The sequence below is a fragment of the Vibrio sp. McD22-P3 genome, assembly GCF_021568915.1.
GTDB classification, from domain to species: domain Bacteria; phylum Pseudomonadota; class Gammaproteobacteria; order Enterobacterales; family Vibrionaceae; genus Vibrio; species Vibrio mediterranei.
On the sequence record NZ_JAKGTN010000018.1, the window covers coordinates 23,846 to 38,238 of the forward strand.

The window sequence follows — 14,393 nt, forward strand, 5'->3', positions numbered from 1 at the left end:
GATCGTCACTACACTAAGAGTCGCAGATAATTGCGGCTCTTTTTATTTGTGCCGCTGATAACAATAGCCAAGAGTGTTCAGAGGATGTTTATGAGCTCTTTAAATGGTGTTAAGGGATTAGGTTGTTTTTCGTTTAGTGCTTTGTTGGGCACCTTGTTGTTAACCAGTAGTGTGGTTCCTTTACCAGTTTATGCTGAGGATGCGTTGTGTGACGCTTCCCAGCCCTCCACCAATGAACTGCCGGTTTTAGATAAATCCTGTCCGATTGGAAATGGGATTTGGAGCAATGACGTTCCTGTGAGCGCAACATCGCTTTATTGGATTCAGTGCGGCATTCTTGATGCACCCATGGCACTAACTCAAGCGAAAACCTTGTACGCCAAAATCACCACCGATGTTTGGATGCTGCCTCAGAAAAATAGCTATCGTTGTCTGATTGGTCCATACAGCGATGCTGAGATCGCCAAGCAAGAGCTTGTTCAAGTCAAAGCCTTATCTGGTTATCGTGATGCTTTTATCCGCCAAGTGGAACGCAACGCTTCTGCCAATACACCTCAACGTACTGCCAAAGTGACGCAGCAAGTTCCCGCTAAAACGGCTAAGCCGCTGACATCCAAGCCAGTAGCAAAAGCGATTGAGAAGCCAGTAAGGAAAGCAGAGAAGATAACGCCTCTTGCGACCAGCGCTAAGGCTTCATTGAGTGTTCGGTTAAATGCGGAAGTTAATGGACAGCGTTATAGCGTGCCTTATATCGCTAATAGTAGTCATCAGTTCTATATGGAACATGATAAAGCGTGGAACCGCTTGAGTTATCAGTCTGCCATAAAGGTATGCAGTGACCTTGATATGCATTTGGCGAGTAATGAAGACTGGCAAGCCTTGGTAAAATCACAAGTGATGCAGAAAAATCGCTGGCCACTACAAATGCCGTATTGGGGAGATGGTCAGAAAGGGCTGTTTACTAATGGCAAAGTATCACCGTTAAAAGGCAATACTTTGCTCAATGTAGTGTGTGTGGGTAAATAACCTTTAAGGCAATAACCAACGAGTCTTACTGCTGAGTGACAGCAACCAACTGGTTGCTAATGCCAAACTGCCGCTGACAATAACCCAAAATGGAATCATATAGATTGGGTGACCTTGATGTAGGCCGAGTTCGTTCATCGGCCACAGGAATAGCGGGTGAAGAATATAAATACCCAAGCTGTATTTACTAATAAAGCTCACCACTTTCTTTGCTCTTGGCCAAAGCTTGTCGGCGTAGGCTTTGCAAACAATAAATATCATACTGGCCGCTAGGACGGTATTTAGAGTCTTGTAAGAGAACCAGCGTCCAACATAATAACGACCTTCGTCAATACTTCCGTGAACTACCATATAACTGCTCAGCGCCATCGCGCCAATACCCAGAATAATGGACACAGTAACCACGCCTCGGCTCGCTGGCAGCTTTTGATACAGGATATAGCCCAGAGGTAATAAGCCCATATAAAGCCAGAACTGCTCGCTCCAAGGACCATCAACTCTTAATAAGAACAACAGCGTAGTGAGTAACCAAAGGCCGGTAAATGCGTAAAGTGCGCTGTCATCAAACTTGCGAACGAACACCTGCAAGAACGGGATCGCCACATAAAGCGGAATAAAGTAGTAAAAGAACCCAAGATGGTAATAGGTCTGATGGTGATAGCTCTCAGATAAGACTTCTTTAACCGTATTGCCGTTAAAGCCTTCAATGGTCCATCCGGATAAGTAAGCGTAGAAAAGTGACCATGCGATAAATGGAATCAGCACTTTGCCGAGACGACGAGACAGATAATATTTCATATCAAACGGTCGTTTGTCGTTGAGCATGAGAGCGCCGGTTATCAAAATAAACACCGGGACTGCCCAGCGACTGAATCCATTAAAGGTGATAGCGGTAACCCATTCGCCCATAGGGATCTGTCCGAGTTCATGACGGTAAGGGCCTAGCGCATGAATAATGATGACAGCGAGTGCCGCCACACAGCGCATGGCATCGAAGAAAAATATGTGCTTTTTATCCATTAATAACTCCTTACAGTCTTTAGAAACTATAAGAAATATAATCAGGTGCGGGAAGAGTACTTAGATAAAAGTTGTGTAAAAACTGCTCCATACAGAGCAGCTTTTACTGGTTTGATCACGCTGAAGGGCAAACGACTTCACCCCAGAACCAGTTTGATTGTGTGGGTGACTCCCAAACACCAGGGTTGTTCTTAGCAATAAAACACTTTCCTTGGTAGCTTACGGTATCGCCATTGCTGACAGATGTACTACCCGGAACCCAAGTAACTAGATTAATTTCAGGTGACGTGGTGGCGCTTCCACCACTATTCCCGTCGCCAGTACCTCCATTGCCGTTATCTGTTGAGGGAAGAGTGTCCACAATCCGCACTTCTGGCCAATTGGCGTGGGAGCCATAAAAGTTGGTGACGCATTTTTCATAGTCATCGGGTACGAGAGCAGAGTAAGCAGTTTGGTAACCGACCAAGTTACATTCAAAAGAGACGCCTTCAGGACGGTCAGCATGATAAGCCCAACTGGCTTCCCAGTTAGTGTAAAGTACATCTGTTGCGCCGTTTAAGTTCAAGCTTCCATAAGGGGTTTGTTGCCAACACGTATTGGTCTCGTCGGCTTCAATGGGAATCTGATAGTGTGCAGCGAGCCCTTCCCAGTAACGAATTCGGTTAATTGGCTGCCCTTTGTTTTTATTCTGCTCCCCACATTCAATACCACCATTGATGATGTTGATGGTGGTACCAAACCCATAGCCAATACCAGCCTCTACTTCTCGCTGAGATGGGACCCAAGTTCTATCAATAACATGCAACATGGCGGGCTTTGGTGCTTGTGGCGTTAAGAAAAACCAGATAGCAGAGGCGAGGTTTAACCACGAGTCAGCCACAAGCGCTGGGCTATCGAGTAACACCGTTGCATCACCATCAAACATCACTTCAGAAAAAGGACCATAGTTGAAGTGGTAAGAGAGTTGTTTAGCGCCACGACCAAAATAGCCTTGGTTGGCGGCGCAAGGCCAACGTTTGTTTTGCCAATCATTCTGACCACACCCCGTGGTATAGCCTGGCTGTCCTTCGGACCAACCCATTTCGCGCACATGAACCAGTGCTTGCTGCCATTCTTCGAGAGCTAAAGGGTTATCCCAAGAGTTATCCTTGGCGATGTGACCTCCGGTTTCTTGGGCAAAATGGGCGAAGGCGGTCACGATGGAACGCTTACAAATAGCATCGGCATCTCGATTGTCGCTATAGTCACCACAAAACGCTGGAAATTTACCAATAGCCTGTAAAAAGCGCTGATAGGTGTACTCTGGCGCAGCCATATGAGTGAGAAAGTCCCATTCATCACGTGGGAAGACTCGCTCAGCCCGTTTTACGTTACTTGGGTTGGTTGCTAAGCCTGCATCAATCGAATCCACGACAGAGTTTGAGGCTGTCTGCAATGCCTCAGCCCACACTCTGTACATTGGGCTGCTAGTTTTGCTTGCTTCACTATTTTGTATGTCGCTACGGGCAATAATATACCCGGTTGGATTTTGTGGATCAGGGTGCGGGTTTACCGCAAGGGTAGGTAAGCTTAAGCAGGTAGTGCTTGCTGCCATAAGCCATCGAGAGGTTTTCATCTGACGTTCCTTTTCAATATTATTTATCTAGGCTAGATAGATTCACCTGTAGTGAGAAGGCGTTACTTTCTAGCGCAACAAACTATAGAAAAGGCCATGGAAGAGTGATCGTGAAACCCATGAATTTCGTGCTTGATGCTTTCTCTATGCGAGGCATTTCAAACCTTACTTGAGTGGCTAAGGTGAAACTCTCGTTGAAGTGTGCAATGACTCTAAAACAAAAAAGCCCAGCATGAGGTGCTGGGCTTTGAAAATAGAGTGTATGCGTTAGCGCATCGTCACGAATTCCTCGGAACCCGTTGGGTGAATTGCCACGACAGAGTCGAAGTCTGCTTTGGTCGCGCCCATCTTCATCGCAACGCCAAAACCTTGAATCATTTCATCAACAGTAAAGCCGATGCCGTGCAAGCCAACAACCGTCTCTTCTGGGCCAGCACAAACCAGTTTCATCTTACATGGCTGGCGATGCTTGGTTACTGCTGTGTACATAGCAGTGAAGCCAGAGGTGTAGACTTTGATGTTATCTTTGCCGTACTTCTCTTCCGCTTGTTGTGTGGTTAGGCCGATGGTGCCGATAGGTGGATGACTGAATACCACAGTTGGTACTAGGTCGTAGTCCATCTTCGCATCTGGTTTGTTGTTAAATAGGCGCTCAGAAAGCTGACGACCTGCTTTAACGGCAACTGGAGTGAGCTCAATGCCGCCTTCCATGATGTCACCAACACAGTAAATACCATCTACATTCGTGGTTTGGTACTCATCGACTTTGATGTAGCCACGATCGTTGGTTGCCACACCTGTAGCACCAAGATTAATTGCATCTGTCGCTGGGTGACGACCGATTGCCCAAATCAACGTATCAACATTTTGGCTCTCACCGTTTTCAAGATGTAGCGTTAGGCTACCGTCCGCCTCTTTAACCACTTCTTTAGGCACGGAGTGGGTGTGCAGCGTTGGACCTTCGGTATTCATTACTTCAACCAACGTCTCGATGATCATTGGGTCAAAGCTACGTAGAGGTGATTCTTTACGGCAGAATAGGTGAGTTTCTGTACCTAGTGCGTGTAGTACACCTGCGATTTCTACTGCAATGTAGCCTGCGCCGATAACTGCAACGCGTTTTGGCTGCTCGCTTAGCTCAAAGAAACCATTAGAATCGATGCCGTATTCTGCGCCTGGAATATTTGGAATGGTTGGACGACCACCAACGGCAATAAGGATGTGATCAGCTGTGTAGTGCTCGCCGTTCACTTCGACAGTTTTCGCATCAACAAACTTAGCAAAACCACGAATGACATTAACTTTGTTGTTGCCAAGCACGCGATCGTAAGATTGGTGAATACGGCCAATGTATGCTTGGCGGCTCTCAACCAGTTTGCTCCAATCGAAGCCTTTAACGTCGACATCAAAACCATAGTCTTCTGCGTACAGGTTCATCGCTTCAGCAACTTGTGCACCGTGCCACATGACTTTCTTTGGCACACAGCCAACGTTTACACAGGTACCGCCAAGATCTTGAGCTTCAATCAGCGCGACCTTCGCGCCGTACATTGCCGCACGGTTAGCAGATGCGATACCGCCGCTGCCACCACCAATACAGATATAGTCAAAATGCGTTGCCATTACGTTCTCCGAGAGCTTATTAATTTTATGATTGCTAGTAACAGATACATTGGGGTGAAGAGTAGGGAACTCAATATCATCGCAATGTTTTGTTAAGAATCGCTATCCATACTATAAATCGAGTCTAGCAACTTTCTCCAATGGGAAAAAGCAGAGTTAATTATGAGTAATAACGATTAATGACGAGATAAGAGGGCATTACGCCCTCTATAAAAGTCGCTTAGCCACAACAGCTTGATGTTGAGCAATCTTGTTTAGCCTGTACGTCTTTTCCAGTAGCAAGGTAAGTATTAGTTAGGTAGAAATCAGCAAACCGCGTTTCAAAGTCGCTAGAGACGGTCTTCTCGACCAATCCTGATTCCATGATGTTGCGTTGCCACGCTTGCATTTTTGGCAGTCCGCAGAAAAAATCATAACCTGAATGCGCTTTAACAATCGCAGCGCGATGCAAGAGTGGTAACCACGCCATATCAACATTGCTGAAGGTGTCCGACTTGAAGAACTTGGTGTTGCCAGATAGCTGGTTCTCTGCCTTTTGGAATGCTTTAATCAGCTTTTCCGCACGTTCTTTAAAGGTCTCTTTATCTTTGCTGCTCATTGTGCCGCATTGCGCAAGGTAGTGTTTAGAGCCTAAATAACTCCATGCACGATCGAGTGCGCGCTGTTCGTTACTTACGCCTTGCTCAATCGGGCCGTATTCATCTTCGATGTATTCAATGATGGCGTCTGATTCAAACAAAGCAGTCCCTGATTCCGTGATCATCACGGGTACCTGACCATTGGGTGAGATATCTAGGAACCATTGTGGTTTGTATTTTAAACTGATGTATTCAATCTCGTACGGTATCTGCTTTGCTTCCAGTGCCGCCGTGACACGTTGAACAAAAGGACAAATCTTAAAGCTAACCATCTTAATCATCTGAGTTTTCCTCACTAGGCTATTAGGGTGTACACATTGCACTTGGCTTCGGTACTTTCACTAGTAAGACGCGGGAGGAGAAAGAAAGACGAAAATAATTTCAAAAAAGTCGAAATATTTTCTTGAGAGCTAAAATAAGCGCAATTAAAAAAGGCGCAATATTGCTTTAAAACAATTGATTACGCCTTTTCTTGAGATTGAATGTGTTTCCCCAAAATTATTCTGGGACAATCCATTCCACTTTAAAGTGGCCTGTTGCTGGAGCGATCTTGTCTTTAAGGTACGGCAAAATGGCATTCATTTGCTGCTCTAGCTTCCACGGAGGGTTGATGACAATCATGCCCGAAGCTGTCATTCCGCGTTCGTTAGTATCTGGTGAGACACCAAGTTCGATTTGCAAAATCTTGCGAATACCAAGACCTTCTAAGCCTTCAATCATATCGTCGATATCATAGCGATTGACCACAGGGTACCAAATCGCATAAATACCCGTTGCCCAGCGTTTATAACTTTGGGCAATGGCCGTCACGACATCACGATATTCACGAGCGAGTTCATAAGGTGGATCGATCAAGACCAAACCACGGCGTTCTGCTGGTGGCAAGCTGCCTTTTAAGCGCTTAAAACCGTCTTCTTTAAAGATTTTGACTTGACGGTCACGATGGAATTCTTGCTCAAGTAATGGAAAGTCGCTTGGGTGTAATTCTGTTAATACCATACGGTCTTGAGGACGCAAATGAGCACGCGCCACACGAGGAGAACCTGGGTAATAACGCAGTGTGTCGCTGTTGTTCAGTGTCTCTATCGATTCAATGTAGCTGGCGATATCTTCAGGAATGTCGGCATTTCCCCAAATACGACCGATGCCTTGCTTATATTCACCAGTTTTCTCAGACCATTCGTGGGTAAGGTCATAACGGCCTACGCCCGAATGAGTATCGTGATAAACGAATGGCTTTTCCTTGTTTTTTAGTGAATTAAGGATAAGACTTTGTACTATGTGTTTAACCACATCGGCATGGTTACCCGCGTGAAAACTGTGACGATAGCTCAGCAAAATAAAGACTCTGTTTAACAATAATGGACGGATTATAACCTCTTCTGACGAGAAGCGGCAGAGGAGTTGGTGTTTTGAATCACCGTAATTGAATCTCGAAGGATTGAAATTTCTCTTTCGAGACTACATTTATCTATTAATTACGCTCACTTGCCTTCCAATGAAGTGAGGGAATCCAATAACTAAAAAGGGACGCTGCATGGCAAATCCACTACTGACGTTTACCGACTTACCTCCTTTCTCTCAAATTAAGCCTGAGCATGTGAAGCCAGCTGTTGAACAAGCGATTGAGGCATGCCGAGCTAAAATAGATGAAGTGCTTGAAGGTAACACCAACCCGACTTGGGACAATGTCGTTGCGCCAATCGAGCAGATTGATGACAAGCTTAGCCGCTTATGGTCACCTGTGAGCCATATGAACTCAGTGATGAACAGTGATGAATTGCGTGAAGCGTATGAAAGCTGCCTACCAATTCTTTCTGAATACGGCACTTGGGTGGGGCAGCACAAGGGGCTGTATGAAGCGTACAAAGCGATCAAAGCCAGTGACGCGTTTAACACGCTTTCCCAAGCGCAACAGAAAACCATCAAAGATTCACTGCGTGATTTTGAGCTGTCTGGTATTGGTCTGCCAGCCGATGAGCAGCATCGCTATGGTGAAATCAGCAAGCGTATGTCTGAGCTAGGCTCGCAATTCTCTAATAATGTCCTAGATGCCACCATGGGTTGGACTAAGCACATTACTGATGAGAAAGAGCTAGCCGGTATGCCAGAATCGGCACTCGCGGCGACAAAAGCGGCAGCTGAGGCGAAAGAATTAGAAGGTTATCTACTGACATTGGATATTCCGTCTTACCTTCCTGTTCTTACCTACTGTGATAACCAAGAGCTACGTAAAGAGCTATACGAAGCCTACGTGACGCGCGCTTCTGATCGCGGTCCAAATGCGGGTAAATGGGACAACACTGAGATTATCGCTGAGCAACTTAAGCTGCGCCATGAAATCGCGCGCTTGCTTGGTTTTGGTACTTATAGTGAAAAGTCACTGGCGACCAAGATGGCAGAAAGCCCTGCTCAAGTGCTTGGTTTCCTGAATGATCTTGCGACTAAAGCTAAACCTCAAGGTGAGCGTGAAGTAGAAGAGCTACGCCAGTTTGCTGAAAAAGAGTTCGGCGTGACTGAGCTAAACCTTTGGGATATTGCTTACTACAGTGAGAAGCAAAAACAGCACCTGTTCCAATTCTCTAATGAGGAGCTGCGCCCTTACTTCCCAGAATCAAAAGTGGTCAGCGGGCTGTTTGAAGTGCTAAACCGCGTCTTCGGGATGCAGATTAAAGAGCGTGAAGGGGTGGACACTTGGCATGAGTCAGTACGCTTCTTCGATATTTTTGATAGCACTGACACACTGCGCGGTAGCTTCTATCTTGATCTGTATGCGCGTGAGCACAAACGTGGCGGTGCGTGGATGGATGAGTGTCGTGTACGACGCACCGATCTTGACGGTGAACTGCAAACACCAGTGGCGTATCTAACGTGTAACTTCAATAAGCCAGTCGGCGGTAAACCTGCCATGTTCACTCATGATGAAGTCGTGACTTTGTTCCACGAAACAGGTCATGGTATTCATCATATGTTGACGAAGATTGATACGGGGGCGGTGTCAGGCATTAACGGTGTTCCTTGGGATGCAGTTGAGCTGCCAAGTCAGTTCCTAGAGAACTGGTGCTGGGAAGAAGAGGCACTTGCGTTTATCTCAGGCCACTATGAGACAGGCGAACCGCTACCTAAAGAGATGCTCGACAAAATGCTAGCGGCGAAAAACTTCCAATCTGCGATGTTTATTTTACGTCAGCTTGAGTTTGGTTTGTTCGATTTCACGCTGCACACGGAATACGATCCAGACATCGGTGCACGCGTGCTAGAGACCTTGGCAGAAGTGAAGTCGAAAGTGGCCGTACTTCCAAGTCTTGAATGGAACCGTTTCTCACACAGCTTTGGTCATATCTTTGCGGGAGGTTATAGCGCGGGTTACTACAGCTACTTGTGGGCAGAAGTGTTGTCTTCCGATGCCTATTCACGTTTTGAGGAAGAAGGCATCTTCAATAAAGAAACCGGACAAAGCTTCTTGAATAACATCCTTGAAATGGGTGGCAGTGAAGAACCAATGGAGCTATTTAAGCGCTTCCGTGGTCGTGAGCCGGAGATCGATGCTCTATTACGTCATTCTGGCATCAGTGCGTAGTATCTAATTGAAGTAATATTTGGAGCCCTTAATCTTTGATTGAGGGCTTTTTTATTATGTTGAGAAAGCGAATTTTACCGGCTGAGCCAATAGTTAAGTGGGTAGAAAAAACCGTTAAGATGATATATCTCCCCAATTGAATAACTATTGAATAGCGATTAATAATCGATAATTCGTCATCAAAACCTTCCGACCTTGAACAAGGTCCGTCGTGTAAACAAGTTTCAATATTCGAAAAAACAGAAGTGTTATTTCAGTGAAAATTAGGTGTTATTAAAATCTGCTTACAATGAATAATTAGTTCTAAGCTCTGAATAAAAAACTAGTTTGTTTTAAGTCAAAGAATCGTCCTAGAGTGCATGTAAGCGCTCCGAAAGTTAATTACAAGCCTATTTGGTTTCGGGTAATTTATTTTTACTCATCGCTTACGCATTAATTGTTAATAAACATGCAAACGGCGTTGAGATTTTAAAAATTTATATTCAGCGATTGCTTTTTATCGGTTTGCCATTCTACCGGTGTCGACTGAATTTATTCGGAGTATCCCCTATGACTAAAAAGTGGTTCACTGAAACCGTTGAGAATACCCAGCAGATGATGGGTGTAGCGCCAGAGCAAGGTTTGTCTTCACAAGAAGCGGCGGAGCGTCAATCTCAGTACGGTAAAAACGAACTTCAAGAAAAGGCAGGAAAATCTGCGCTTGAACTCTTTGCTCATCAATTTAAAAACCCACTGATCTTCATTCTAGGTGTGGGTGCCATTGTTTCCTATTTCACCGGACACTTAGTGGATGCTATCGCGATTACCGCGATCATCTTTATCAATGCGCTTATCGCATTCTGGCAAGAATTCAAAGCTCAGAAAGGGATGGAAGCGCTGCGCCAAATGGCCGCACCGTCTGCACAAGTGAAGCGTGATGGTGAATGGATTGATATTCCAGCAAGCGACATCGTGCCTGGTGATATCTTAAAAATCAGCACAGGTGACATCCTAGCGGCTGACGTTCGTATCTTAGAAGCTAATCGTCTATCTATCGACGAAGCGGCACTGACTGGTGAATCTGAGCCGGTAGATAAAACGGCTAAAGTGATTGACGACGAAACGGTAGGTCTTGGTGACCAGTTAAACATGGGCTTTATGACTACCATGGTTACGTCGGGCACGGGTCTAGGTTTAGTTGTGGCGACAGGTATGCAGACCGAAGTAGGTCACATTGCCGACCTGATGGCGAACACTGAAGAAACTAAGACACCAATGCAAGAGCGTATGGATACCATCGCCAAGACTTTGATGCTAGTTGCGCTTGGCGTAGTAGCAGTAGTGTGTGCGATTGGTCTTTATTATGGCATGCCTTGGCTAGAGATCTTAAATACAGGTATCTCACTGTCGGTAGCCGCTATTCCTGAAGGTCTTCCTACGGTTATCACTATTGTTCTGACCATGGGTTCTACTCGTATGGTGAAGAATAATGCTCTGGCTAAGCAGTTGGCGGCGATAGAGACTTTAGGTTCTACCACAGTTATCTGTTCAGATAAAACAGGTACGCTCACCCAAAACCAAATGCAGGTAATGAAGGCGTATGATGCAAGCGGTCGTTACTGGGAAGTAAGTGGTAAAGGCTTCAGCCCTGAAGGTCAATTTAAGCCGCTATCGCACAGCACAGATGCAAAGCAAAGCCCAGAAATGATGAAAGGGCTAGTGGTTGCAACATTATGTAATGACTCTGAATACATCATGGATGGCGACAAGTCGACGGTTCGTGGTAATCCAACAGAGGGTGCCCTGATTGTGGCGGCGGCGAAGGCGGGTCTTAACCAATCTGAGATGCTGACTTCAGGCGGCTATTCAATTGTTGAGAAGTTCCCATTCGACTCTTCTCGTAAGATGGCATCAGTGATTGTTAAAGATCCAGAGGGTAACCATTTCCTAGCGATTAAAGGTGCACCAGATGTGATTCTTCGCAATGCTGCAGGCTTTATGGTTGATGGTATGCCAGTAGACCACACACCAACCGCGACAGACGGCAACTTAGCGCTAGCGGCAAGCCCGAGCGAAGAGATTGTGGCGAACTATGAAGCGGCGATTGAGAACTTTGCTCAAGATGCATTACGTACGCTAGCGGTTGGCTATAAAGCGTTATCTGAAGCTGACCTTGAGCGTGACCATAGCGAGCTTGAGAAAGACATTACTGTGCTTGGCCTATACGGCATCATGGATCCACCGCGTCCTGAAGTACGCGATGCCATTGAAAGCTGCTGCCAAGCAGGGGTAAGAACGGTAATGATCACCGGTGACCACGCGCTAACTGCCGCGGCGATTGCTCGTGATATCGGTATCATCCGCAGTGAGAAAGACTTGGTTGTGACGGGTGCAGAGCTCGATGAGATGGATGATGATAAGCTTCGTCAAATCTGTCCAGAAGTTGCGGTATTTGCCCGTGTAACGCCAGAGCACAAGTTACGTATCGTTCAAGCTCAACAGTTCAACAACGAAGTGGCTGCGATGACAGGTGATGGTGTGAATGATGCGCCAGCACTGCGCCGCGCAGACATTGGCGTTGCCATGGGTATTACTGGTACGTCGGTTGCGAAAGACTCAGGTGACCTTATCTTACTGGATGACAACTTCAGCACTATCGTGAAAGCGGTACGCCAAGGTCGTCAAATCTTCGATAACCTTCGTAAGTTCATCCGTCAGGCTCTGACAGCGAACGTTGGTGAAGTATCGGTAATTCTGTTCGCATTCTTAATGATGGGCCCAGAGGCTATCTTGCCACTAACACCGCTAATGATTCTATGGATCAACTTGGTATCGGACGGTCTACCAGCACTAGCGCTAGGTGTTGAGCCAGAAGAGAAAGATCTGATGGAGCGTAAGCCTCGCAAACGTAACGAGAGCTTCTTCAGTGACCATCTAGGTACTCGTATCCTGACTCGTGGTCTGGCACTAGGTGGCATGAGCTACATGGCGTTTAACTGGGCACTGACGAACGGTTTCTCAGCGAACTACGCACAGACAATGGCATTTGCGATGCTGGTGTTTGCTCAGCTATGGCACCTATTTGACTCACGTACCTTTACGTCGCTATACCGCAGAAACCCATTCACTAACCCGTATCTACTAGGTGCGGTAGCGGTGTCAGCGATTCTATCGCTAGGGGTTATTTATACCGGTCTAGGTCAGCTAATCTTCAACACGGAAGCACTAGCAGCAGGTCACTTATTCGGTGTCGTTATGGCAGCATCACTACCGACGCTGGTTATGTCTGCAGTGAAAGAAGCAACGAAGACTAAGTGGGTTTAATCCTTCACTTGGGATAGTAAAAAGGCGCTCTAAAGAGCGCCTTTTTTTGGGTTGGTGGGGCTTTGGAGTAGATCCCTGCCTGCGCAGGGGGGACGGACTTAAAAGTATATTTCCTCAAAATGTTCCGTCATTCCGCTAGCTTCGCAGGAATCTACATACGGCGCACACAACCCTTAAGGATTCACATTGCGACTAATCGGGTTCTGCAACGAGATCAATGTCTCCGTCGATTGTACTTCTTCAATCGCTTGCAGTTTATCGATTAACACGTGCTGCAACTCCTCAATTGAGCGACACATCAGCTTCACGAAGATGTTATATGCCCCTGTGGTGTAGTAGGCTTCAACCACTTCATCCAAGGCATTTAGTTTCTCTAGTGCAGAATGGTAGTCACGCGCAGCGTAAAGGTTAATACCGATAAAACAGCACACGTCGTAGCCGAGTTTTTTGGTATTCACGACCACTTCGGTACCTTCGATAATTCCAGCGGCTTTCATCTTTTCAATGCGCACATGGATAGTGGCAGGGCTGACATCGAATTGCTTCGCCATCTCTGCATAGGGGCGACGGGCATCTTCCATCAGTGTTTTTAGGATCGCTTTGTCGAGGTCATCAAGTCCATTAGTGGCATGCATATCGAGTCCTAGGTTATGGTCGTATTGATGGGGCTAAAGCTTATCACTATTTCCATCTGGTCGTCTTAGTGCGGATCACGGTTATTGGTCACCGTTGCGACTTGAGGTAAACTTGCGCGCTATACCTTAGCCTTATTCGGAGCCTATCTTGCAAATCCAACTTATCTGCGAACATGAGCCACGCCAACAACAGCTACTGGATCTTGCCAGTCGTTGGGGCTTAACGGCGTGCCAATCGTCTGAGTTCGCTCTGGTTTTAACTGAAGAAAGGCTAGAACTACGCAAGTTGGATGAGCCTAAACTAGGCGCTATCTTTGTTGATCTTGCTGGTGGTGCGGTGGCTCATCGTCGTAAGTTTGGAGGTGGCAAGGGACAGGCTATTGCTAAAGCGGCAGGGTTAAATAAAGGTGCGACCCCCACCGTTCTTGATGGAACAGCAGGTCTGGGCCGCGATGCTTTTGTACTAGCTTCTCTGGGCTGTAAAGTACAAATGGTAGAAAGACACCCGGTAGTGGCCGCTTTACTTGATGACGGTCTTTCACGTGCCAAGCAGGATGAAGAAATCGGAGAGTGGGTCAGCGAGCGAATGTCTCTGTTGCACGCATCAAGCTTGGAAGCTTTGGATTCCCTCGCCGATGACAGCCAGTTTGAACGCCCCGATGTCGTTTACCTTGACCCGATGTACCCGCATCCAGAAAACAAGAAAAAATCTGCTCTGGTAAAAAAAGAGATGCGAGTTTTCCAGTCTTTGGTCGGCGCTGATACAGATGCCGATGGGTTACTGGATCCAGCTCTGAAGCTTGCGACTAAGCGGGTTGTGGTGAAACGTCCTGATTACGCCAATTGGCTGGATGAGAAAAAACCGACAATGGCGATTGAAACCAAAAAAAACCGTTTTGATGTTTATGTCAATGCATCAATGAGTTAACGCTCTTCATTTGTTTATTTGAGTA

The 14,393-nt window shown here is 46.4% G+C and carries 10 protein-coding genes; 4 read left to right on the plus strand and 6 right to left on the minus strand.

Annotated features, from left to right (window positions below):
- Positions 1–90: 90 nt before the first annotated feature.
- The gene (locus L2W36_RS19730; RefSeq protein ID WP_236111265.1) at positions 91–1,026 is read left to right on the plus strand and encodes an SPOR domain-containing protein; all 936 of its coding nucleotides are present in this window, start codon (positions 91–93) and stop codon (positions 1,024–1,026) included.
- Between the two features lie 3 nt (positions 1,027–1,029).
- On the opposite strand, the gene L2W36_RS19735 is transcribed toward L2W36_RS19730, so the two are convergent.
- The 5 genes from L2W36_RS19735 to L2W36_RS19755 all read right to left on the minus strand — a co-directional run bounded on the left by L2W36_RS19735 (position 1,030) and on the right by L2W36_RS19755 (position 7,260).
- Positions 1,030–2,046, minus strand: coding sequence for an acyltransferase (locus L2W36_RS19735; RefSeq protein ID WP_236111267.1), 1,017 nt, complete (start codon positions 2,044–2,046; stop codon positions 1,030–1,032).
- A 115-nt stretch (positions 2,047–2,161) separates the two neighbouring features.
- Entirely contained in the window at positions 2,162–3,661 is a 1,500-nt protein-coding gene (locus tag L2W36_RS19740; RefSeq protein WP_236111268.1) for a glycoside hydrolase family 19 protein, read from the minus strand.
- A 267-nt stretch (positions 3,662–3,928) separates the two neighbouring features.
- Entirely contained in the window at positions 3,929–5,284 is a 1,356-nt protein-coding gene (gene gorA / locus L2W36_RS19745; RefSeq protein WP_006072074.1) for a glutathione-disulfide reductase, read from the minus strand.
- Positions 5,285–5,504: 220 nt separating this feature from the next.
- Positions 5,505–6,203 (minus strand): glutathione S-transferase family protein, encoded by a 699-nt coding sequence (locus tag L2W36_RS19750; RefSeq protein WP_236111269.1) that lies wholly within the window; start codon positions 6,201–6,203, stop codon positions 5,505–5,507.
- A 217-nt stretch (positions 6,204–6,420) separates the two neighbouring features.
- On the minus strand, positions 6,421–7,260 hold the full coding sequence (locus tag L2W36_RS19755) for a 23S rRNA (adenine(2030)-N(6))-methyltransferase RlmJ (RefSeq protein WP_006072078.1): 840 nt from the start codon (positions 7,258–7,260) through the stop codon (positions 6,421–6,423).
- Between the two features lie 199 nt (positions 7,261–7,459).
- On the opposite strand from L2W36_RS19755, the gene prlC reads away from it, so the two are divergent.
- Entirely contained in the window at positions 7,460–9,502 is a 2,043-nt protein-coding gene (gene prlC / locus L2W36_RS19760; protein ID WP_236111270.1) for an oligopeptidase A, read from the plus strand.
- Between the two features lie 549 nt (positions 9,503–10,051).
- A complete protein-coding gene (locus tag L2W36_RS19765; protein WP_236111271.1) occupies positions 10,052–12,805 on the plus strand; it encodes a cation-translocating P-type ATPase in 2,754 nt (917 codons plus the stop codon).
- A 173-nt stretch (positions 12,806–12,978) separates the two neighbouring features.
- Here L2W36_RS19765 and asnC read toward each other — a convergent pair whose 3' ends face one another.
- Positions 12,979–13,440: a transcriptional regulator AsnC gene (gene asnC / locus L2W36_RS19770; RefSeq protein WP_006072083.1), complete on the minus strand. Its 462-nt coding sequence runs from the start codon at positions 13,438–13,440 to the stop codon at positions 12,979–12,981.
- A 148-nt stretch (positions 13,441–13,588) separates the two neighbouring features.
- Here asnC and L2W36_RS19775 point away from each other — a divergent pair, with 148 nt between their 5' ends.
- The gene (locus L2W36_RS19775) at positions 13,589–14,368 is read left to right on the plus strand and encodes a class I SAM-dependent methyltransferase (RefSeq protein ID WP_236111272.1); all 780 of its coding nucleotides are present in this window, start codon (positions 13,589–13,591) and stop codon (positions 14,366–14,368) included.
- Positions 14,369–14,393: the final 25 nt, after the last annotated feature.

Bases quoted from the DNA above. Each gene is read 5' to 3' on its own strand.
- L2W36_RS19730 (WP_236111265.1), top strand. From the start codon at position 91: ATGAGCTCTTTAAATGGTGTTAAGGGATTAGGTTGTTTTTCGTTTAGT.
- L2W36_RS19735 (WP_236111267.1), bottom strand. From the start codon at position 2,046: ATGGATAAAAAGCACATATTTTTCTTCGATGCCATGCGCTGTGTGGCG.
- L2W36_RS19740 (WP_236111268.1), bottom strand. From the start codon at position 3,661: ATGAAAACCTCTCGATGGCTTATGGCAGCAAGCACTACCTGCTTAAGC.
- gorA (WP_006072074.1), bottom strand. From the start codon at position 5,284: ATGGCAACGCATTTTGACTATATCTGTATTGGTGGTGGCAGCGGCGGT.
- L2W36_RS19750 (WP_236111269.1), bottom strand. From the start codon at position 6,203: ATGATTAAGATGGTTAGCTTTAAGATTTGTCCTTTTGTTCAACGTGTC.
- prlC (WP_236111270.1), top strand. From the start codon at position 7,460: ATGGCAAATCCACTACTGACGTTTACCGACTTACCTCCTTTCTCTCAA.
- L2W36_RS19765 (WP_236111271.1), top strand. From the start codon at position 10,052: ATGACTAAAAAGTGGTTCACTGAAACCGTTGAGAATACCCAGCAGATG.
- asnC (WP_006072083.1), bottom strand. From the start codon at position 13,440: ATGCATGCCACTAATGGACTTGATGACCTCGACAAAGCGATCCTAAAA.